Raw genomic sequence first — 19,163 nt, 5'->3', positions numbered from 1 at the left:
TATCAGTGATGGGTCTGAAATGAAGCGACTTTTTCATCGCGATCGCACCGGGCGCAATGGCAAGCATTCGTTACGGCATGATATCTCTCTGCAGAATGGGATCTTTCACGCTTTTTAACGCAGTGTAAACGCATACACTGAGCGGCCAGAATACGCTTTTTTATTACAGGATAACCTCAAGCCATGCCTGTTTTTCCTTATCCCGATCGCTATCAGCAGATGCACTATCGCCGCAGTGGCCAAAGCGGCCTGAAACTGCCCGCTATTTCACTGGGACTCTGGCACAACTTTGGTGATGCGACGCGCGTTGATACCAGTCGCGAACTGCTGCGTCACGCCTTTAATTGCGGTATTACCCATTTCGATTTGGCCAATAACTATGGTCCGCCGCCCGGCTCAGCAGAGAGTAACTTTGGCCGTATTTTACGGGAGGATTTTTCCGGTCTGCGCGATGAGCTGGTGATTTCGACTAAAGCGGGATACACCATGTGGGATGGCCCCTATGGTGACTGGGGTTCGCGTAAATACCTGATTGCCAGTCTCGATCAGAGCCTGAAACGCATGGGACTGGAGTATGTGGATATCTTTTATCATCATCGTCCCGATCCGCATACGCCGCTGGAAGAGACGATGCGCGCGCTCGACCATTGCGTGCGTCAGGGGAAAGCGCTCTACGTTGCGCTTTCTAATTATCCGGCTGAGCAGGCCGCACGCGCCATAGCGCTGCTGCGTGAACTGGGCACGCCGTGTCTGATTCATCAGCCACGTTATTCTCTGTTTGAACGCGGTCCTGAACAGGGTCTGCTGGATGTGCTGGGCGAACAGGGAACCGGCTGCATCGCCTTTTCGCCGCTGGCGGGCGGCATACTGACCGATCGCTATTTACAGGGTGTTCCGCAGGATTCACGCGCCGCCAGCGGCAGTAAATTTCTGAATGAGGACCAGCTTACCGCAGAGAAAATGGAAAGAGTCCGGCAATTGCAGACGCTGGCGCAGCAGCGCGGGCAGAAACTGGCGCAGATGGCGCTCAGCTGGGTATTACGCGATCCACGCATCACTTCTGTGTTGATTGGTGCCAGCAAAACCGCGCAGATTGACGATGCAGTAGCCATGCTGAGCCAGCCGGCGCTTACCTCTGAAGAGCTGCAGTCCATTGATCAGATCCTGATGTAACCGCTCTCTTTTACGGCAGCAGAGACTATTAACAGCCCACATAATCTGCTGCCGTCGTGTTTTTTCAGACTAAATCTCAAGGCTAAGCTGGTCCGATGTGGCACACTGGCCTGACGACAGCAGTGATAAGCTGTCGCAAGGAGATAACATGAAATCTGCACTTTTCGTTGCCGTTTTGCTGGCAACATTATCGCCGCTGGTGCCACACACAGCCCATGCTACCAGCGCTACCATCAATCTTGCTCCCGGCGTCAGTTTACAGCTGGGTGAACGCGACCGTCGCGGCTATTACTGGGATGGCGGCAACTGGCGTGAACCGCGCTGGTGGAACGATCGCTACCAGTATAATGAGCATCGCTGGTGGCGTCATGAAGAGTGGAAGCGTCATAAAGCGTGGGAGCGCGACCGCGAACATGAACGACGCCGGCATGAGCGGGAACGTCGCGAGCACTGGCGACACGGTGGCCCGCCGCATCATCATCATGATCATCATGACCACCATCACTGATCCCTCTCCCGGCGCTTTCGCGCCGGTTTTTACGCTACCAGCCGAGCGCCTCCCCCACCAGTAAATAGATGTTCAGTGCCACCACCAGCATCACAATCAGCCGGCCGGTGTTCTGCATCAGGCGGGAGTTCACCAGTTCATCTCCCATCAGTTCACGATTACCGGTAAATGCCAGCAGCGGGATCAGCGCCAGCGCGATGCCAAAGCTCAGCAGCACCTGACTCATCACCAGAATGCGCGTCGGGTCCCAGCCAGCCCAGATAACAATAAACGAGGGCAGCATGGTAATTACCCGCCGGACCCACAGCGGAATATGAAACCGGATAAAGCCCTGCATCACTACCTGCCCTGCCAGGGTGCCGACCACCGTGGAAGAGAGTCCGGCCGCCACCAGGCTCAGCCCAAAGACAATTGCCGCGGCCTGCCCGAGCAGCGGTTCCAGCGTCAGGTACGCCTGATCGAGATCAACAATGGAGGTGTGTCCGCTGAAGTGAAACGCCGCCGCTGCCGTAGCCATCATCGCCAGGTTAACGAAACCGGCAATGGTCATGGCGATCGCCACATCCAGCTTGGTAGAGGAGTAACGTTCTGCTTTAGTGCCTTTATTACCGTGCTGAGTCAGCGCTGAATGCAGATAGATAACGTGCGGCATAATGGTTGCACCCAGTACACCGGCTGCCAGAAATACCGCATCAGAGCCCGGCAGCGAAGGCAGAGCCATACCGGTGAGGAGCTGACTGACGCTGGGCTGAGAAAAAAAGAGTTCCACAATATAGGCTGCGGCGACAAACAGCAGCAGGCCACCAATCACCCGCTCCAGGGGTTTCTGTCCACGGCTTTGCAGCATCAGGATCAAAAATGTCGCAATTCCCGTCAGTACCGCGCCCTGCAGAAGTGAGATGCCCAGCAGCAGTTTAAAGCCCAGTGCCGCGCCGATAAACTCCGCCAGGTCAGTCGCCATCGCGATGATTTCGGCCTGCACCCAGTAGAACCAGACGGCGGGACGTGGAAAACGGTCGCGTATGTGCTCCGCCAGATTTTTACCGGTGGCGATCCCCAGTTTGGCTGACATCAGCTGGATCAGCATGGCCATTACGTTTGCCCACACCACCACCCACAGCAGCTTATAGCCGTAAGCCGCTCCTGCCTGAATATTGGTGGCAAAATTACCCGGATCGATATAACCGATAGCGGCAATGAATGCCGGTCCAAGCAGGGCAAGCTTGAGTTTTCTGGCTCCGCGGGCGGCGCGCTCTGCGGTGCGGCTTTCTGACATAGTGTGATCCTGTCCTGACGCGTGTAGACCCGTTGAGTTTAAAGAGGCTTACAGGCGAGTAAATCTGGTTATATTTATCGCAGTAATAGATGGTGCTATAAAGTATAGCCAATGCTATACATCAACGCAAAGATCGGCCACAGGCAAAGCATAGCCCGGTTTTACTCTACGCCCGGAACAAATTATAAACAATCTCTGTGTGGATAAATTGTGTGAGCAGTTTGTTACGGTGATGTGAGCAGGCAGAGTTATCCGGAAAAAATTGCGATACTGAATACTTATAATGCGGGTTTGATCTCGTTTTTAAGTAACGTGTTACATAGAATACGCAGCAAAATACAACCCTCCTCAAATTTGGAGCCGATATGTCCCATATTTTGCATTTCCTTTTAGCACTGGTGGTCGTCGGCGTGCTGGCCCTGCTGGTCAGTCACGACCGTAAAAGTATTCGCTTTCGCTATATTGCACAGCTTTTAGTGATTGAACTCCTGCTGGCGTGGTTTTTCCTGACCTCTGAAGCCGGTCTGGGCTTTGTTAAAGGCTTTGCCAGCATGTTTGATTACCTGCTGAAGTATGCCGGGGAAGGCACTAACTTTGTTTTTGGCGGCATGAATGAAAAGGGCCTCGCCTTCTTCTTCCTTAATGTTTTATGCCCTATCGTCTTTATCTCTGCGCTGATCGGTATTTTGCAGCATTTTCGTATTCTGCCGTGGATCATACGCGGTATCGGAACCGTGCTGTCAAAAGTAAACGGCATGGGCAAGCTGGAGTCTTTCAACGCCGTCAGTTCTCTGATTCTGGGACAGTCAGAAAACTTCATCGCGTATAAAGATATTCTTGGCAAAATGTCGCAGCGCCGTATGTACACCATGGCGGCTACCGCTATGTCGACCGTATCGATGTCGATTGTTGGCGCCTACATGACCATGCTGCAGCCGAAATATGTGGTCGCCGCACTGGTGCTGAATATGTTCAGTACCTTTATTGTTCTGTCGCTGATCAACCCTTACCGCGTAGAAAACGAAGAAGATCTGCAGCTGCAGGACCTGCATAAAGGTCAGAGCTTCTTTGAGATGCTGGGTGAATATATTCTTGCCGGTTTTAAAGTAGCGATCATCGTTGCCGCTATGCTGATTGGCTTTATCGCCCTGATCTCCGGGCTGAATGCGCTGTTTGACCTGATTTTCGGCATCAGCTTCCAGGGTGTGCTGGGCTATGTCTTCTATCCGTTTGCCTGGGTAATGGGTGTTCCGGCTCATGAAGCGCTGCAGGTTGGCAGTATCATGGCTACCAAACTGGTTTCTAACGAATTTGTGGCGATGATGGATCTGCAGAAAGTCGCGGGCCAGCTGTCACCGAACGCTGAGGGCATCCTTTCGGTGTTCCTGGTGTCGTTCGCTAACTTCTCATCCATCGGCATTGTTGCCGGCGCGATCAAAGGCCTGCACGAAGAACAGGGCAATGTGGTATCCCGCTTTGGTCTGAAGCTGCTCTACGGCTCTACGCTGGTCAGCGTACTCTCTGCTGCGATTGCCGGTCTGGTACTCGCGTTCTGATTCTCCGGGCGGGCTTCGGCCCGCCCTGCTCTCTTGTGCCTGCCAGCCTGCCCTCAGTGCAACACGTCCCGCTTTTCTCCGCGCTTTCTGCGCATCCTTCATTTTCGCAAACGGAATAGCCGCCGCTATAAAGCGTGCGTTGCAGACAGCAGAGTTGCAGCCAGAACTGACAGAGAAGCGTTACGCAGGAAGAAACTGGAAATCAGAGGAAAAGAGTCAGATAACAACAAAGATTTGGTGGAGATAAGCGGGATCGAACCGCTGACCTCTTGCATGCCATGCAAGCGCTCTCCCAGCTGAGCTAGTGCCTTACTATTCAGTAGCTTAAATGCAAAGCATTCTCCCACATCTGGAGAATTTACTATGTAAACTGCCCGATCAAAAGTAAAGAAACAGATGATAAAGATCGAAGAAACGCTTACTTGTATCTTTCGCCAGATGGAATCTGGTATAGCAAAGTAACGATCCTACCTTATATGCGTGGCCTGTTTCAGGCTCGCACCTCATATTGACCTGCTCCCCGTTGATTAATACACCGTGATGTTAGTAATGTCTTCATAAGCCACATGAGGACATCCTCATGAAGAAGCGATTTTCCGACGAACAGATCGTTAGTATTCTCCGCGAGGCAGAAGCCGGGGTTTCAGCCCGGGAACTCTGCCGCAAGCATGCCATTTTAGACGCCACCTTTTATCCTGGCGCAAGGAGTTCGGCGGCATGGAAGTTCCCGAAGTGAAGCAGCTTAAGTCGCTTGAAGAGGAGAATGCTCGTCTCAGGAAGCTGCTCGCTGAAACCATGCTGGATAAGGAGGCGCTTCAGGTAGCTCTAGGCCGAAAGTTCTGATGACAGACCAGAAGCGGGAAGCCGTGGAGGTCATGAGTGAGACAACGGGTCTGTCTCAACGCCGTGCCTGCAGTCTGGCCGGTCTGTAACTTTCAACCTGCCGTTATTCGGCTCAGCGTCCGACCGCTGACGAGCAACTGTCTCTACGGATCACAGATCTGGCACTCGAACGCCGGCGATTTGGTTACCGGCGCATCTGGCAGTTATTGCGCCGGGAGGGCCTTCACGTCAACCACAAGCGGGTTTACCGCATTTATCACTTTAACGGTTTGGGTGTAAAACGCAGGCGCCGCCGTAGGGGTCTGGCGACTGAACGGCTTCAGCTTCTTCGCCCGGATGCACCGAACATGACATAGTCAATGGATTTTGTCATGGATGCACTTGCCAGCAGCCGCCGGATTAAGTGCCTGACCTGTGTGGATGATTTCCGAAGGAGTATCTGACGATCACCGCCGCTTTCGGGATTGCAGGTGTTCAAGTTGCGCGTATTCTGGACAGCATTGCGCTGTTTCGTGGATATCCTGCGACGATAAGAACCGATCAGGGCCCGGAATTTACCTGCCGCGCGCTGGATCGATGGGCCTTTGAACATAGTGTTGAGCTGCGATTAATCCAGCCAAGCAAGCCAACTCAGAACGGATTTATTGAGAGATTTAACGGTCGCTTTCGGGATGAATACCTGAATAAGTCCTCGTTCAGCGATGTTCTTCATGCCCGGAAAATCATTAATGACTGGCGGCAGGACTATAACGAGTCCAGACTTCATTCGTCGCTGAATTATTAGACGCCATCTGAATTTGCAGTAGGCTGGCGAAACGGGAAACATGAAGAAAAATCCACCGACATTACTAACTAAAGGTTGTATCTAATACTAGGGGCAGGTCAATGAACTGGATGAACGCTTGTGATATCCATTGTAAACTTACCATCCTCAATTGGATGAACGGAACGCCAACGGCGATCATCGAAAATATCGCTTTCAATATAGCCGTAAGTTATTCTATCTCTCTTTATAGAATAAAGCTTAATCTGTATCATAAAACCTTCTCTCCTTAAGCTTTCACCTATAAAAAGTCAACCAATGACATAGAAAGACAACTATAAAATTAATATTCATTATAATTTTCACTGTTCTTTTTTTTGGTAGTTAGCTTTAAGAAAGTCTTCGTATTGCCTTGGCAATAAAGCTATTTCCCCCCATTTTTTGTTTGGAGACCAATATCCAGCACCAATTTCTGCTATAACTCCATAGAATATCATTATTCTTCGCAATGAGTTCTCCGCTGTTATACCTCGCGCATCCAAATCATTGTTATTAGCCGAGATTCTGAAATCAACATTGCCGGGTAAGTGAGGATGTCTCAGAAAAACGTGAGAGGTTAAATCAAATCGTCTAATGCGAATTATTTGCCCAAAATAAAATTTTGGTTCATCAGTTACATCATCAATTTCAGCAGCATCTTGTAAATCAACGTCTAAAACGTATCTCAATACTTTATCTTCAACAACTATATGAATGTCTCTATGATAGTTGTGTCTAAAATTAGTGCATAGAGATTGGACACTAGTTACTTTACTAGGAAGTTTAAAGGTTTCACCATCGTGCCTTGAAACGGGCACTGCGACTTCTGGACCATTCTCACTTTCGAATTCTGTTTCTAGTGGTTCATGTTCGCCGTCAAAATCTGCTCTTGGTTGATTCTCTGGTCTTTCCTGCATGAACCCACTGATGATAACTAAATCCTGATCTTCAACAGCCTGTCTTGCTTCTTCTTCAGAGTTATACTTTTTCCCAGACATTTGACTACTTCTAAGACGACAGTATGGAGCATCTTCATCAGGAAAGTGACGGAACAAAGCTTCTCTGCCATTTGCCATAACTGCTACAGCAGGATCGTTAGGAACTCGAGTCAGAGGCTCATAGCATGAAGGGCAATGTAGATGCCCTTTCATATGGGCCAAGTAATCCATTGGCTCAATAGCAGTACGTACTAATAGCGCTATAGGCTGCTGTATTTTATCCCAATTGGGATCGTAGTAAGCATAAGCAATTCTGTTCAAAGCCATAATCACCTCCTTTGTGATTTTCTCAATAAATTACTATTTTTATCTCGATAAATACAATATTTACTAGAAAATAACGTTTAAAAGGTGATTTTGCCGTCATTAGCTTGATTTAGACATGATTATAAAAAAATAAGTTAAATTAACGTTATTTTAGACAATAATAGCCATAAAGCCCGTTGGTGGTACTAACAACAAGCGGAGCGTAGCAACTTCATTGAATATCCAGAGTGATCACGCCTTATCAGGATAACCGTGTACCCTTGCGAGAGCATGGCTGGTAGCTACTAGAGCATCAGTAATGCAATTTACCTGACTGACGTTGAGCTTGTAGAATGACGTAAGCATACTAATTGTTGATGCGCTTCAAAAGGCATACCCCTGTAAAAAAATGAGCGTCGCTAGACCAGTTGATTCAAGGATTGACCACATGCAAAAGAAGGTACGCATACCTATACCCGCCGACTTATCAGCATCTATTCTATTCGAGTCAGATAAAACGTGTTGCGTTTGTAGAGATCCTGGCAAACCCATTCAGATTCATCATATCGACGAAGACCCAAGCAACAATGTTCCGGACAATCTATCGGTGCTTTGCCTCATCTGCCATAACGACACTCAGATACGGGGCGGCTTTAGCAAACAACTTACAGAGACAGTCGTAAGGCAATACCGTGATGACTGGCTAACTCGCGTTAAAGCGCGGCGCGATAGTGCAGACGAGCTAGCAGTGAGCATGATGTCTGGCAACAATCATACTTATCGCACCACCAAGCATTACACGGAACAAAGCTTACGGGTGCCATCGAACCGAGATGGATTATACGACTACATTGACTCGTTACCGCTGGTTAAAAAAGTACTGCTATCTAACTCTACAGAGGGATGGGATAGAGGTTCAACCGCCTCTATGGTTGAGGCAAACGAGGCGTACATAATTGGCCTACAAGGAATACTAATCGGGCTACTCGACTACTACCAAAACAAGTGCTTCGAGTCACAAAGCCCACATGAGTTTTTAAGCGATGTAATATCAACTCGTTACCAATGGCACCGCCTAAGGCTAGAACCTGAGGGGCCAAATACAGGAGGCACAATAGTTCGAACTATACAAGGCGCTGCTGTGGCTAATGATCTTGAGCACATGATTGTGGACTTGGTGATAGCGCTTATCGGTTACGATGATTCATATAATTACAAAGACTGGTATGATGAGTGGTCAGGCCAGAAATGTCCGGTGTCGTCTGGCGCAATCGGGGCATAAGTATGGGTAGATTTTGTATAGCCTGTTTTTAGCGTATAGGTATCATTAGCGCCGTGATGGGGTATTAACCGATCAGCGCCATAGGCGTCATCTATGTTCTGCTTTCACTTATTCTCTTATCAGGTAGCCGTTTTAGTCCGGTGGCTGAAACCGTAGCAGAGCCAGATGCTTTTCCGATCTGGTTAGGATTCCCATCTATAGCCTGTTTATTTCCTGTACTGTCTCGCGACATGGCATTACGGAACACCGCGCTAAGTGTGGAACGAAGAAAGTTTTGAGAGAGGTGTTTAAAAACGGTGGCACGTCATTAGCCTTCGAGTTAGAAACCGATACCTGTTCGAGCTACTTAACTTCAGGCCGCAGGAATTTTATTCTCACAAATCGCTACAACAACACTATGGCAGTTTCGGAGTAAAGGCACTCGCTCCTAACCTTATAAGCTCTTGATTTTGAAGAGTAAAATATGATTGGTGGAGATAAGCGGGATCGAACCGCTGACCTCTTGCATGCCATGCAAGCGCTCTCCCAGCTGAGCTATACCCCCACATCTGGAATCATTTTTTCGGTGCAAACCGTTGGGCGCGGTTTGGTGGAGCTAAGCGGGATCGAACCGCTGACCTCTTGCATGCCATGCAAGCGCTCTCCCAGCTGAGCTATAGCCCCGTACCGAAAAAACTGCCGGGCAGACCCGACGGACGGCATAATATGAAACCGCCTTGAGTGTGTCAACGGCAAATTCTCGTTCTGTGTTCAATCGCTGAAAAAGACGGCAAACCCGTGTTGTGCTGACCTTTTTTTCACCCTTCATTCTCTCTGCCTCTCTGTTGTGCCCGAAAAGCAGCGCGCTGGCCGGTTACATTCAGGTTAAAGATGTTAGCGCCAGGCTTGTTTTCGTTAATGGTCCGTGTAAAACTTCGCACGCTAATTAACCGGTTAACCTGCCAGGGTAAGCACCTTAATAACCGGAAAAAACCATCCCATTATTTAATAAAAGAAAAAGAGAATTATGTCGCTACATACTCCCAAAGAGATCGCCCAGCTGGCGATTCAGGCTGGCGTGGCTAAAAGCCGTCTGCCCGTTTCAACCCTATTAATCCTTGGCTTTATGGCTGGTGCCTTTATTGCTACCGGCTTCCTGCTGGATCTGCACGTCATTAACCAGCTGCCTGCCGAATGGGGCTCATTCTCCAGCTTCCTGGGGGCCGCCGTGTTCCCGGTGGGTCTGATTCTGACCGTGCTGGCCGGCGGTGAGCTGCTGACGGGCAATATGATGACGCTGCCGGTGGCGTGGTTTGCCCGCCGCATCAGCGGCCTGAGCGTACTGCGTAACTGGTTCTGGGTTACGCTTGCGAACTTTATCGGCAGCGTGGCCGTTGCGTGGTTCTTTGGGCATATGCTGGGCATGACGGAAGGCGATTACCTGAAAAAAACCGTTGCCATTGCACACGCTAAAGTCAGCGCCGATTTCCTGCATGCCTTTATCTCTGGTGTGGGCTGCAACTGGCTGGTCTGCCTGGCCGTGTGGCTGGCGTTTGCCAGTAAAGATATGGTGGGCAAGATCATGGGAATGTGGTTCCCGGTGATGGCGTTCGTTGCCATTGGTTTCCAGCACGTCGTAGCGAACATGTTTATTGTGCCGGCGGCTATCTTTGCGGGTCAAATGAGCTGGGTCGAGTTTGCGCCTAACGTTATTGCCGTGTTCCTCGGCAACGCCGTAGGGGGAGCCATCTTCGTCGGTCTGACCTATTTTCTGGCCTTCCGTCCTGAACAGGCGGTTGCACGCGAAGCCTCGTAACCTATTAATGTCTTTTATTGGTCGTAAAAAGCATTTTCTGTCCGGATTACTTTTCCCAGTAACGTTTTGTTGTAATATGTAGAGCTAATGTATTCAACAGGGACAGCATCGTGAAAAAGGAATGGCTAACCCCCGAAGAGCTCGCGCTTGAAACGGGCTACAGTCGGCAGACGGTGAACAAATGGATCAAACGCGAAAACTGGACCACTACGCCTAAGCCCGGTGTACAGGGCGGCAAAGCGCGTTTGATCCATATCGATGAGCGGGTGAAAAGCTTTATTCAGTCCACCCGCCACGCCAGTGAACCGGCCGCAAATTACGCCGCCCAGCAGAATACGTTACCTGCGTTATTAATAAATTCTGTCCAGCAAATGACGCCGACAGAACAGGACCAGCTCGCCGCCCTTTTACTGCGTGAAGGGATCCGCGGTGTACTGGAAAGGCTGGGTATTCAGGATGCATAAAAAAGCCGGAGGCAGCTGCTTCCGGCTTTTTTGTTGTGCCCGATAACGCTCCCGCAGCGAGCGAGAGCGATAAACTGTCAGGCGTTAGCTTCGCGCTCAGCAATAAATGCCAGCGCTTTATCAATACGCGCTACGCTGCGGCTGCGGCCAATTGCTTCAACGGTGACATCCAGCGCCGGCGACTGCCCTGCTCCGGTAACGGCGACACGCAGCGGCATGCCCACTTTACCCATCCCCAGCTCAAGTTCATCCGCCGCGCTCTGAATCGCATGGTGAATCTGCTCTGCATTCCAGTCACTGTCGCTCAGGGCAGCCAGCTTATCGCGGACCTGCTCCAGCGGCTGACGCGCAACCGGGCGCAGATGTTTCTTCGCGGCATCGGCATCAAAAGCATCAAACTCTTCATAGAAGTAGCGGCATGAGGCGGCAATCTCCACCAGCGTTTTGCAGCGGTCGCCCAGCAGCGTCACCAGTTTTGCCAGCTCGGGTCCGGTACGGGTATCGATCTGCTGCTGTTCAATGTGCCACTGCAGATGCGTTGCCACATACTCAGGCGGCAGCGTCGTAATATAGTGGTGGTTCAGCCACTGCAGCTTTTCAGTGTTGAAAGCGCTGGCTGATTTGCTGACCGCATCCAGCGTAAACAGTGATTTCATCTCAGGGATGCTAAAGATCTCCTGATCGCCATGTGACCAGCCCAGGCGAACCAGGTAGTTAAGCAGCGCTTCCGGCAGATAGCCATCGTCGCGATACTGCATGACGCCTACTGCGCCGTGACGCTTGGAGAGTTTTTTGCCATCATCCCCGAGAATCATTGAGACGTGCGCGTAAACAGGAACCTGCGCGCCAATCGCCTTCAGAATGTTGATCTGACGCGGGGTGTTATTAATGTGATCTTCACCACGGATAACGTGCGTGATCCCCATGTCCCAGTCATCCACCACTACACAGAAGTTGTAGGTAGGCGAACCATCGGTACGACGGATGATCAGATCGTCCAGCTCCTGATTGCTGAATTCAATCGGGCCGCGGATCTGATCGTCAAAAATGACGGAGCCATCCTGCGGATTACGGAAGCGCACCACGCAGGGTTCATCAGCGGCGTGATGTTCATGGCTGTCGCGGCAGCGACCGTCATAGCGTGGCTTCTCGCCGTTAGCCATCTGCTCTTCACGCAGTGCATCGAGGCGCTCTCGGGAGCAGTAGCACTTATAGGCGGTGCCCGCTTCCAGCATTTCATCAATGACGTGGTTATAGCGGTCAAACCGTTTGGTCTGATAATAAGGGCCTTCATCCCAGTCAAGACTCAGCCAGTTCATGCCATCCATGATGGCTTCAATCGCTTCCGGCGTGGAGCGCTCCAGGTCGGTATCCTCAATACGCAGGACAAACTCGCCTTCGTAATGACGTGCGAAAAGCCAGGAGTAAAGCGCGGTGCGGGCGCCTCCAACGTGCAGGTAGCCGGTCGGGCTGGGGGCGAAGCGGGTTTTAATTTTCATTCAGCATTGCCTTAGATGCGCAGGTTTCCTTGTCTGGATGACAAAAAAACAGGTTAACGCGAAAAAACAGTGCGCACATTCTAGCAGGTGGGGATGATTCCTCAATCACTCTCACCGCCCCTGCCGCCGCGCAAATGGCTTTTTCTGCTAATAAAACCAGCACATTGGCTAAAACCCCTTCAGGGTGACTATTTTTAAAGCGAACGAACATTTTAATTTTAAAAAGCGTTGACTCACTTCGAAGGATCCCTATAATGCGACTCCACACAGCGGGGGTGATTAGCTCAGTTGGTAGAGCATCTCCCTTACAAGGAGGGGGTCGGCGGTTCGAACCCGTCATCACCCACCACTCTTAAGGTGGCCCGCAGTGAACAGGTAGTAAGAGATAAGATATGGGTGATTAGCTCAGTTGGTAGAGCATCTCCCTTACAAGGAGGGGGTCGGCGGTTCGAACCCGTCATCACCCACCATATCTTAGTCAGGCAGCCTGTTAAAGAAGTACCGAAGTGGGTGATTAGCTCAGTTGGTAGAGCATCTCCCTTACAAGGAGGGGGTCGGCGGTTCGAACCCGTCATCACCCACCACTTCGGGTCGTTAGCTCAGTTGGTAGAGCAGTTGACTTTTAATCAATTGGTCGCAGGTTCGAATCCTGCACGACCCACCAAATTCAGAAAAAAGCGCCCTATGGGCGCTTTTTTTGTTTCTTTCGGGCGTCATCAGCATCCGGGCGCCATTAATGACGCCCCTGCAAACAAACCACGCTGATCGCACCTGCAGGGGCGGCATTAATGCGGCCCTGTTTTATGCGATATACCCGACCCAGGGCGGCATTAATGCCGCCCCTGCGGTTTCATGATACGCAGGGGCCGCATTCATGCGGCCCTGAAATCAGCGCGGCCTCAACATCCGGGCGGCACACCTGAAGCCTTTGCTGCTGCTGCCGATAACCTTCAGGGTCTATGGCAAGGAGAAAATCATGACAGCAATATCAGGTATCAGCAGCATCGGAACAGGTGGCAGCAGCGGGGGCGGAGCAGCCTCCGAGATTGCCGGGATTAATAAACAGATCGCCGCGATTACCAGCCAGCTTAAATCTCTGGCAGACGATCACACGCTGACGCAGGAGCAAAAATCAGAACAGCAGCAGATGCTGGAGAGCCAGATTCAGATGCTGTATGCACAGATTGCTCAGATCCAGCAACGCGAAGCGGAAAAAGCAGAGCAGCAGCAGCAAACTGAACAGCCGGCCAGTGCCAGAGCCGACGGCATCAACCGGCCAACGCAAGACAATCAGCTCGACGTCTATATCTAAAACGCCGGGTAGAGTGAGCGATTGTGCGTCAGCAGCGCTGCCTGCTGGCGCACCTCCTGCCAGACCGCTTCAGCAGCTGGCGTAAGCGAACGGTTTTTACGTTTGATCAGCATCAGGCTACGGTTCATCTCCGGATAAAGCCGGCGTACCACCAGTTTACGTCCTGAAGGCAGCGGCAGCGCCAGGGCCGGTAAAATACTGATGCCGATGCCCGCTTCCACCATCGGGTAGAGCGTAGCCGGATGACCAATCTCCTGTACGACATTCACGCCGATTGCCAGCTGCTGCAATATCGCATCAACCAGCATCCGGCTGCCTGATGCATAATCCTGCAATACCATATTGCGATCTGTCAGCATCGCCCAGGTCACTGTCTCTGTTTGCGCCAGCGCGTCATTCTGGTGACACAGCAGCAGAAAAGGCTCCTGCAGGATCTCTTCGGCATCAAACTCTGCGTCACCCAGTGGGCCAATCACAATGCCAAAATCAACTTCTGCATTGCGCACGCTTTGCAGCACCGCCTGCTGCACCCTGTCGTGCAGGATCACGCGGATATCGGGATAGTGCTGCTGCGTGCTGGCCAGACATTGCGGCATCAGATGCGCAGACGGCGTCTGGCTGGCTGCGACCCGCACGGTGCCGCTGCGCTGCTCGCCGTAACTGCGTACATCCAGCAGCGTAGTATTCAGCTCTTCCAGCAGGCGCGTCAGCCGGGTTGCCAGCTGCTGCCCTGCCCCGGTCAGCAGTACCTCACGCGTTGTCCGGTCCAGCAGGCGCACGCCTATTTCCGCCTCCAGCTCTTTCACACTGTGGCTGACCGCCGACTGACTTAACCCTATCAGCTGTCCCGCCTGACTGAAGCTTCTCTGACGGGCAACCGCGACAAAGGTTCGCAGCTGACGTAACGTATAATTCATCGATTATGCTCATATATTAATGCAATAAATCAATTTTATTTCTAAACGTACCTGACGCACAATCTCTGCCAGACTTTTTCTTTTAACCGGACATTAACAATGGGCTTTTTACGACTCGATCCCATGATGATTAAACTCATCATTACCGTGCTGCTGGCCAGCTTTCTGCCGGCGCGCGGCGGTTTTGTCGACTTCTTCGAATACCTCACTACGGCCGCTATCGCCCTGCTCTTCTTCATGCACGGTGCCAAACTGTCGCGTGAAAAGATTATTGCCGGCAGCAGCCACTGGCGTCTGCACCTGTGGATTATGTGCAGTACGTTTGTGATTTTTCCGGCGCTGGGACTGCTGCTGGTCTGGTGGCACCCGGTTAATGTCGGGCCTGAAATTTATACCGGCTTTCTCTACCTCTGCATTCTGCCTGCCACCGTGCAGTCATCTATTGCCTTTACCTCTATGGCGGGCGGCAATGTCGCGGCTGCGGTCTGTGCTGCGTCAGCGTCCAGCCTGCTGGGCGTGTTCATCTCTCCCTTACTGGTCAATCTGGTGATGAACGTCCACAGTGCGGCACCGAGCAACGGTCTGGAGCAGATTGGTAAGATTATGATGCAGCTGCTGGTGCCGTTTGTTATTGGTCACCTCTCCCGCCGCTGGATTGGCGGCTGGGTGGAAAAGCATCGCAGCCTGATTGGCAAAACCGATCAAACCTCAATTCTGCTGGTTGTCTACTCCGCATTCAGCGAAGCGGTTGTGAATGGCATCTGGCATCGCGTCGGTGTGGATACCCTGCTGTGGATCCTGGCGGGCAGCCTGCTGCTGCTGCTGATTGCTCTGGCAATCAATATCGGTGCTTCACGACTGTTTGGTTTCAGCCGGGCTGATGAAATCGTGGTGCTGTTTTGCGGTTCAAAAAAGAGCCTCGCGAACGGTGTGCCGATGGCGAACATTCTTTTCCCGGCCAGCGCGGTGGGTATTATTGTCCTGCCGCTGATGATCTTTCATCAGGTACAGCTGATGATCTGTTCGTTCATTGCTCAGCGCTATAAAGCAGGGAATGAAAAGCAGCTGGCGCAGCAGCCAGAAGCGCAGAAATCGTAATAAAAAGCCCGCGCAAGCGGGCTTATTTATTTGGGGTTCGCCTGAGCGGTGTGACCAGTCCCTGCAAACCCTCAATTTTAATGGCCAGCGTAAGCTGCATCAGCTCACCCAGCGTACCTGCCGGGAACGCGTTTTTACGTGCAAACCAGAGCAGATACGCTTCCGGCAGATCGATCAGCAGCCGCCCCTGATATTTACCAAATGGCATCACCGTGCTGGCGATGGCCAGCAGCTGCTGTTTATCCATCTTACACGTCCAGCAGGCGGATCATCTCCGCTTCGTCGATGACCGGAATACCCAGCTCCTGCGCCTTTGCCAGCTTGGAGCCCGCCGCTTCGCCAGCGATCAGCAGATCGGTTTTCTTTGATACGCTGCCGCTGACTTTAGCACCCAGCGCGGCGAGACGCGCTTTCGCATCATCGCGGTTCATCTGCGACAGAGAGCCGGTAAGCACTACCGTTTTACCGGCAAACGGACTGTCGATCTCTTCAGCTTTGATCACCGCGACCGCAGGCCAGTGAACACCTATCTCTTCTGTCAGCTCGCGGATCACCTCACGATTGCTCTCTTCTTCCATAAAATTGCGTACGTGGGCGGCCACAACCTTACCCACATCCGGCACCGCAATCAGCGCGTCGAGATCGGCATTCATCACCCGCTCCAGCTCGCCAAAGTGACGGGCGAGGTTAGCCGCCGTGGCTTCACCCACCTCGCGGATCCCCAGCGCATACAGGAACCGCGGCAGCGTGGTCAGCTTTGCTTTCTCCAGCGCGGCCACCACGTTTTGCGCCGATTTTGGCCCCATGCGATCCAGCCCGGTCAGTTTGCCTGCCGTCAGGCGAAACAGATCGGCAGGCGTTTTCACATACTCTTTCTCAACCAGCTGATCGATGATTTTATCACCCATGCCATCCACATCCATGGCGCGGCGCGAGACAAAATGCTTCAGTGCCTCTTTACGCTGGGCACCGCAGATCAGCCCTCCGGTACAGCGCGTCACCGCTTCACCCTCTACCCGCTCCACGTCAGAGCCGCATACCGGGCAGTGCTGCGGAAACACAATTTCACGGGCGTCAGCCGGTCGATCAGACTCCACAACGCTGACCACCTGCGGGATCACATCACCGGCGCGGCGAATCGCTACGCGGTCGCCGATGCGCAGGCCGAGGCGGGCGATCTCATCAGCGTTGTGCAGGGTGGCATTACTCACTATCACGCCTGCAACCTGCACCGGCTCCAGGCGCGCGACCGGCGTAATGGCACCGGTGCGTCCAACCTGAAACTCAACGTCGCGCACTACGGTGAGCTGCTCCTGTGCCGGGAATTTAAAAGCGATCGCCCAGCGCGGCGCGCGCGCCACAAAACCGAGCCGCTCCTGCAGCGCCTGTGAATCGACTTTAATTACCACGCCATCAATATCAAAACCGAGTGCCGGTCGTTCCTGCTCAATATGATGATAAAACGCCAGCGCTTCATCAGCGGTATGAACCAGCTTGATACGCTCACTGACCGGTAAACCCCAGGCTTTGAACTGCTGCAGGCGTGCCCAGTGGCTGGCCGGCATTTCGCCGCCCTCCAGCAGACCAAAACCGTAGCAGAAGAAAGTCAGCGGGCGTCTGGCAGTGATACGGGGATCGAGCTGACGCAGCGAGCCGGCTGCTGCGTTGCGCGGATTCGCAAAGACTTTACCACCGGTACGTCGCGCTTCTTCATTGAGCTTTTCAAAACCGCTTTCAGTCATAAACACTTCACCACGCACTTCCAGCCGCGCCGGGATATTATCGCCCTGCAGCCGCAGCGGAATCGCCCGGACGGTGCGCACGTTAGCCGTGATATTTTCGCCGGTGGTGCCATCACCGCGGGTGGCGGCCCGCACCAGTAAACCGTTTTCATACAGCAGGCTCACCGCCAGACCGTCCAGCTTGAGTTCACAGCAGTAGGTCAGCTCCTCGCAGCTCTTAAGCCGATCCTGCACGCGTTTGTTAAAGGCGCGGAACCCCGCTTCATCAAACGTATTGTCCAGCGACAGCATCGGAACTTCATGCCGCACCTGCTCAAAAGCGGTCAGGGGGGATGCGCCGACCCGCTGGGTAGGTGAGTCGGGCGTAATCAGATCCGGGTGCGCGCTCTCCAGCTCGCGCAGCTGATTCATCAGCCGGTCATATTCAGCATCCGGGACTTCCGGCGCATCCATCACGTGGTAGAGATACTCATGATGACGCAGCGTAGTACTGAGCGCGGCGATCTGCTCCTGAACTGATTTCATAGCGTTTATCCGATAAAAAACCCCCGGCTGGCGGGGGTTGATAATGACTCTGTTTCACGCTGCAGGTTGCGGGCGTGAACATGTGATACTGCCGTAGCGGTTAGCCGCCCGTAACCTCGCGAATGCGGGCTTTGTAAGTCTCAAGCTTCTGCGGCGTCATCATACGGCGCTCATCATCGAGCACCACACCGCCGACGTCATCAGCAATACGCTGGGCTGACTGCAGCATCAGTTTAAAGTTCTGATGCGCATCGCCGTAGGATGGCACCATCATAAACATAGAGACGCCTGGCGTGGTAAAATCACCCATTGTGTCAGGGTTAAAAGATCCCGGTTTCACCATGTTAGCCAGGCTGAACAGAACAGGACCGCTGCCGGCCGGGCTCAGATGACGATGGAAAATATTCATCTCGCCAAACTGGAAACCTGCCTGTAATACGCCCTGCAGCAGCGCTTCACCATTCAGCGCCCCGCCTGCATGAGCGGCCACGTGCAGAACCAGAACCGTCTCTTTTTTACTGCCCGGAGCAGCAGGCTGCGATGCCGTTTCCTGTGGCGCTGGCGCCGCCTCAGGCTCATGTACTGCTTCAGGCTCAGGTGCGGGGGTGAATTCCGGCACAGGCTGTATTGCCGGGTGCGGTTCGTTATCCAGGAGCGGATCGGGCTGTACCGGTGCAGGCTGCGGTTTCACTACCGGCTGCGGCGCAGGCTGCTGTGGAACAGGTTGTGGCACAGGCTCCGGAGAAACAGGCTGTTGCGGCGCAGGCTTGCTGTCCAGCAGCGGGTCGCCCGTCAGCGGGGTTTCATGTTGTGCAAAAGGCTGGCGTGCCGGCTCCGGCGCACGCGGTGCAGCCGGTTTTGCTGGCGGCGCGGTGAATACAGGTGCATCACTGTCGTCATGCTGACGATGCACGCGCACTTCACCCACGCCATCCTCTTCATCACTCAGCAGATCGTCATCCGCGTCATCGCGCTGTTTGAGACGTTTGTGCGGGCGATCGCGAAATACAGACGAACGCTCTTTACGACTGGTCCACAGTCCGTGAAGAAGCAGCGCTATTATGGCGATCGCGCCAACAACGATTAATATCAGACGCAAATCCTGCATCATTGTATTCTCTGTTGTT

The 19,163-nt window shown here is 52.7% G+C and carries 15 protein-coding genes, 6 tRNA genes and 1 pseudogene; 13 read left to right on the top strand and 9 right to left on the bottom strand.

The window, feature by feature from the left end:
* Positions 1–183: 183 nt before the first annotated feature.
* Both mgrA and BBA90_RS08575 read left to right on the top strand, forming a co-directional pair.
* Positions 184–1,173, top strand: a complete 990-nt coding sequence (gene mgrA, locus BBA90_RS08580) for an L-glyceraldehyde 3-phosphate reductase (RefSeq protein WP_065648762.1) — start codon at positions 184–186, stop codon at positions 1,171–1,173.
* A gap of 148 nt (positions 1,174–1,321) precedes the next feature.
* Positions 1,322–1,681: a DUF2502 domain-containing protein gene (locus tag BBA90_RS08575; RefSeq protein WP_065648761.1), complete on the top strand. Its 360-nt coding sequence runs from the start codon at positions 1,322–1,324 to the stop codon at positions 1,679–1,681.
* 34 nt (positions 1,682–1,715) lie between these two features.
* Here the strand turns inward: BBA90_RS08575 and BBA90_RS08570 are convergent, their stop codons facing one another.
* Positions 1,716–2,957 carry an Nramp family divalent metal transporter gene (locus tag BBA90_RS08570; RefSeq protein ID WP_065648760.1) on the bottom strand — a complete coding sequence of 414 codons (1,242 nt, stop codon included), beginning with the start codon at positions 2,955–2,957 and terminating at the stop codon, positions 1,716–1,718.
* Positions 2,958–3,322: 365 nt separating this feature from the next.
* Between BBA90_RS08570 and BBA90_RS08565 the strand changes: the two genes are divergently transcribed.
* Together BBA90_RS08565 and BBA90_RS19085 are read left to right on the top strand one after the other, a co-directional pair.
* Positions 3,323–4,513: a NupC/NupG family nucleoside CNT transporter gene (locus BBA90_RS08565; protein ID WP_039379419.1), complete on the top strand. Its 1,191-nt coding sequence runs from the start codon at positions 3,323–3,325 to the stop codon at positions 4,511–4,513.
* Positions 4,514–5,093: 580 nt separating this feature from the next.
* Positions 5,094–6,212, top strand: a pseudogene (locus tag BBA90_RS19085) (IS3 family transposase).
* Positions 6,213–6,481: 269 nt separating this feature from the next.
* Here BBA90_RS19085 and BBA90_RS08550 read toward each other — a convergent pair.
* Complete coding sequence (locus tag BBA90_RS08550; protein WP_065648759.1) at positions 6,482–7,423, bottom strand: hypothetical protein; 942 nt, start codon at positions 7,421–7,423, stop codon at positions 6,482–6,484.
* 427 nt (positions 7,424–7,850) lie between these two features.
* Between BBA90_RS08550 and BBA90_RS08545 the strand changes: the two genes are divergently transcribed.
* Complete coding sequence (locus BBA90_RS08545; RefSeq protein WP_065648758.1) at positions 7,851–8,684, top strand: HNH endonuclease signature motif containing protein; 834 nt, start codon at positions 7,851–7,853, stop codon at positions 8,682–8,684.
* 468 nt (positions 8,685–9,152) lie between these two features.
* Here BBA90_RS08545 and BBA90_RS08540 read toward each other — a convergent pair.
* Together BBA90_RS08540 and BBA90_RS08535 are read right to left on the bottom strand one after the other, a co-directional pair.
* Positions 9,153–9,228: transfer RNA gene (locus BBA90_RS08540), tRNA-Ala, on the bottom strand.
* Positions 9,229–9,271: 43 nt separating this feature from the next.
* Positions 9,272–9,347, bottom strand: a tRNA-Ala gene (locus BBA90_RS08535).
* A gap of 343 nt (positions 9,348–9,690) precedes the next feature.
* On the opposite strand from BBA90_RS08535, the gene BBA90_RS08530 reads away from it, so the two are divergent.
* On the top strand, positions 9,691–10,479 hold the full coding sequence (locus tag BBA90_RS08530) for a formate/nitrite transporter family protein (protein ID WP_065648757.1): 789 nt from the start codon (positions 9,691–9,693) through the stop codon (positions 10,477–10,479).
* 110 nt (positions 10,480–10,589) lie between these two features.
* The gene (locus BBA90_RS08525; protein ID WP_065648756.1) at positions 10,590–10,943 is read left to right on the top strand and encodes a YfeC-like transcriptional regulator; all 354 of its coding nucleotides are present in this window, start codon (positions 10,590–10,592) and stop codon (positions 10,941–10,943) included.
* 77 nt (positions 10,944–11,020) lie between these two features.
* Here BBA90_RS08525 and gltX read toward each other — a convergent pair whose 3' ends face one another.
* Positions 11,021–12,442 (bottom strand): glutamate--tRNA ligase, encoded by a 1,422-nt coding sequence (gltX, locus tag BBA90_RS08520; RefSeq protein WP_065648755.1) that lies wholly within the window; start codon positions 12,440–12,442, stop codon positions 11,021–11,023.
* Between the two features lie 273 nt (positions 12,443–12,715).
* Here gltX and BBA90_RS08515 point away from each other — a divergent pair.
* The 5 genes from BBA90_RS08515 to BBA90_RS08495 all read left to right on the top strand — a co-directional run bounded on the left by BBA90_RS08515 (position 12,716) and on the right by BBA90_RS08495 (position 13,754).
* Positions 12,716–12,791, top strand: a tRNA-Val gene (locus tag BBA90_RS08515).
* Between the two features lie 45 nt (positions 12,792–12,836).
* Positions 12,837–12,912 (top strand) — tRNA-Val (locus BBA90_RS08510).
* Between the two features lie 38 nt (positions 12,913–12,950).
* Positions 12,951–13,026, top strand: a tRNA-Val gene (locus BBA90_RS08505).
* Between the two features lie 4 nt (positions 13,027–13,030).
* Positions 13,031–13,106 (top strand) — tRNA-Lys (locus tag BBA90_RS08500).
* 312 nt (positions 13,107–13,418) lie between these two features.
* Positions 13,419–13,754 carry a FlxA-like family protein gene (locus BBA90_RS08495; RefSeq protein WP_065648754.1) on the top strand — a complete coding sequence of 112 codons (336 nt, stop codon included), beginning with the start codon at positions 13,419–13,421 and terminating at the stop codon, positions 13,752–13,754.
* On the opposite strand, the gene BBA90_RS08490 is transcribed toward BBA90_RS08495, so the two are convergent.
* On the bottom strand, positions 13,751–14,671 hold the full coding sequence (locus BBA90_RS08490) for a LysR family transcriptional regulator (protein WP_065648753.1): 921 nt from the start codon (positions 14,669–14,671) through the stop codon (positions 13,751–13,753). The genes BBA90_RS08495 and BBA90_RS08490 overlap by 4 nt on opposite strands.
* Before the next feature lie 99 nt (positions 14,672–14,770).
* Here BBA90_RS08490 and BBA90_RS08485 point away from each other — a divergent pair, with 99 nt between their 5' ends.
* A complete protein-coding gene (locus tag BBA90_RS08485) occupies positions 14,771–15,769 on the top strand; it encodes a bile acid:sodium symporter family protein (RefSeq protein WP_065648752.1) in 999 nt (332 codons plus the stop codon).
* Positions 15,770–15,791: 22 nt separating this feature from the next.
* Here BBA90_RS08485 and BBA90_RS08480 read toward each other — a convergent pair whose 3' ends face one another.
* From BBA90_RS08480 to zipA, 3 genes are all read right to left on the bottom strand, one after another.
* Positions 15,792–16,016 (bottom strand): DUF3820 family protein, encoded by a 225-nt coding sequence (locus BBA90_RS08480; RefSeq protein WP_065648751.1) that lies wholly within the window; start codon positions 16,014–16,016, stop codon positions 15,792–15,794.
* Position 16,017: 1 nt separating this feature from the next.
* Positions 16,018–18,036 carry an NAD-dependent DNA ligase LigA gene (ligA, locus tag BBA90_RS08475; RefSeq protein WP_065648750.1) on the bottom strand — a complete coding sequence of 673 codons (2,019 nt, stop codon included), beginning with the start codon at positions 18,034–18,036 and terminating at the stop codon, positions 16,018–16,020.
* Positions 18,037–18,136: 100 nt separating this feature from the next.
* A complete protein-coding gene (zipA, locus tag BBA90_RS08470; RefSeq protein WP_065648749.1) occupies positions 18,137–19,147 on the bottom strand; it encodes a cell division protein ZipA in 1,011 nt (336 codons plus the stop codon).
* Positions 19,148–19,163: the final 16 nt, after the last annotated feature.

It is taken from the genome of Pantoea eucrina (genome assembly GCF_001691555.1).
Classification (GTDB): Bacteria; Pseudomonadota; Gammaproteobacteria; order Enterobacterales; family Enterobacteriaceae; genus Pantoea; species Pantoea borealis.
Note: the sequence above shows the minus strand (reverse complement) of the source record. Positions and strands in the feature narration are given on the sequence as shown.

What these genes read in the sequence shown, in the direction of transcription:
- mgrA (WP_065648762.1), top strand. Translation starts at nt 184, where the DNA reads ATGCCTGTTTTTCCTTATCCCGATCGCTATCAGCAGATGCACTATCGC.
- BBA90_RS08575 (WP_065648761.1), top strand. Translation starts at nt 1,322, where the DNA reads ATGAAATCTGCACTTTTCGTTGCCGTTTTGCTGGCAACATTATCGCCG.
- BBA90_RS08570 (WP_065648760.1), bottom strand. Translation starts at nt 2,957, where the DNA reads ATGTCAGAAAGCCGCACCGCAGAGCGCGCCGCCCGCGGAGCCAGAAAA.
- BBA90_RS08565 (WP_039379419.1), top strand. Translation starts at nt 3,323, where the DNA reads ATGTCCCATATTTTGCATTTCCTTTTAGCACTGGTGGTCGTCGGCGTG.
- BBA90_RS08550 (WP_065648759.1), bottom strand. Translation starts at nt 7,423, where the DNA reads ATGGCTTTGAACAGAATTGCTTATGCTTACTACGATCCCAATTGGGAT.
- BBA90_RS08545 (WP_065648758.1), top strand. Translation starts at nt 7,851, where the DNA reads ATGCAAAAGAAGGTACGCATACCTATACCCGCCGACTTATCAGCATCT.
- BBA90_RS08530 (WP_065648757.1), top strand. Translation starts at nt 9,691, where the DNA reads ATGTCGCTACATACTCCCAAAGAGATCGCCCAGCTGGCGATTCAGGCT.
- gltX (WP_065648755.1), bottom strand. Translation starts at nt 12,442, where the DNA reads ATGAAAATTAAAACCCGCTTCGCCCCCAGCCCGACCGGCTACCTGCAC.
- BBA90_RS08495 (WP_065648754.1), top strand. Translation starts at nt 13,419, where the DNA reads ATGACAGCAATATCAGGTATCAGCAGCATCGGAACAGGTGGCAGCAGC.
- BBA90_RS08490 (WP_065648753.1), bottom strand. Translation starts at nt 14,671, where the DNA reads ATGAATTATACGTTACGTCAGCTGCGAACCTTTGTCGCGGTTGCCCGT.
- BBA90_RS08485 (WP_065648752.1), top strand. Translation starts at nt 14,771, where the DNA reads ATGGGCTTTTTACGACTCGATCCCATGATGATTAAACTCATCATTACC.
- BBA90_RS08480 (WP_065648751.1), bottom strand. Translation starts at nt 16,016, where the DNA reads ATGGATAAACAGCAGCTGCTGGCCATCGCCAGCACGGTGATGCCATTT.
- ligA (WP_065648750.1), bottom strand. Translation starts at nt 18,036, where the DNA reads ATGAAATCAGTTCAGGAGCAGATCGCCGCGCTCAGTACTACGCTGCGT.
- zipA (WP_065648749.1), bottom strand. Translation starts at nt 19,147, where the DNA reads ATGATGCAGGATTTGCGTCTGATATTAATCGTTGTTGGCGCGATCGCC.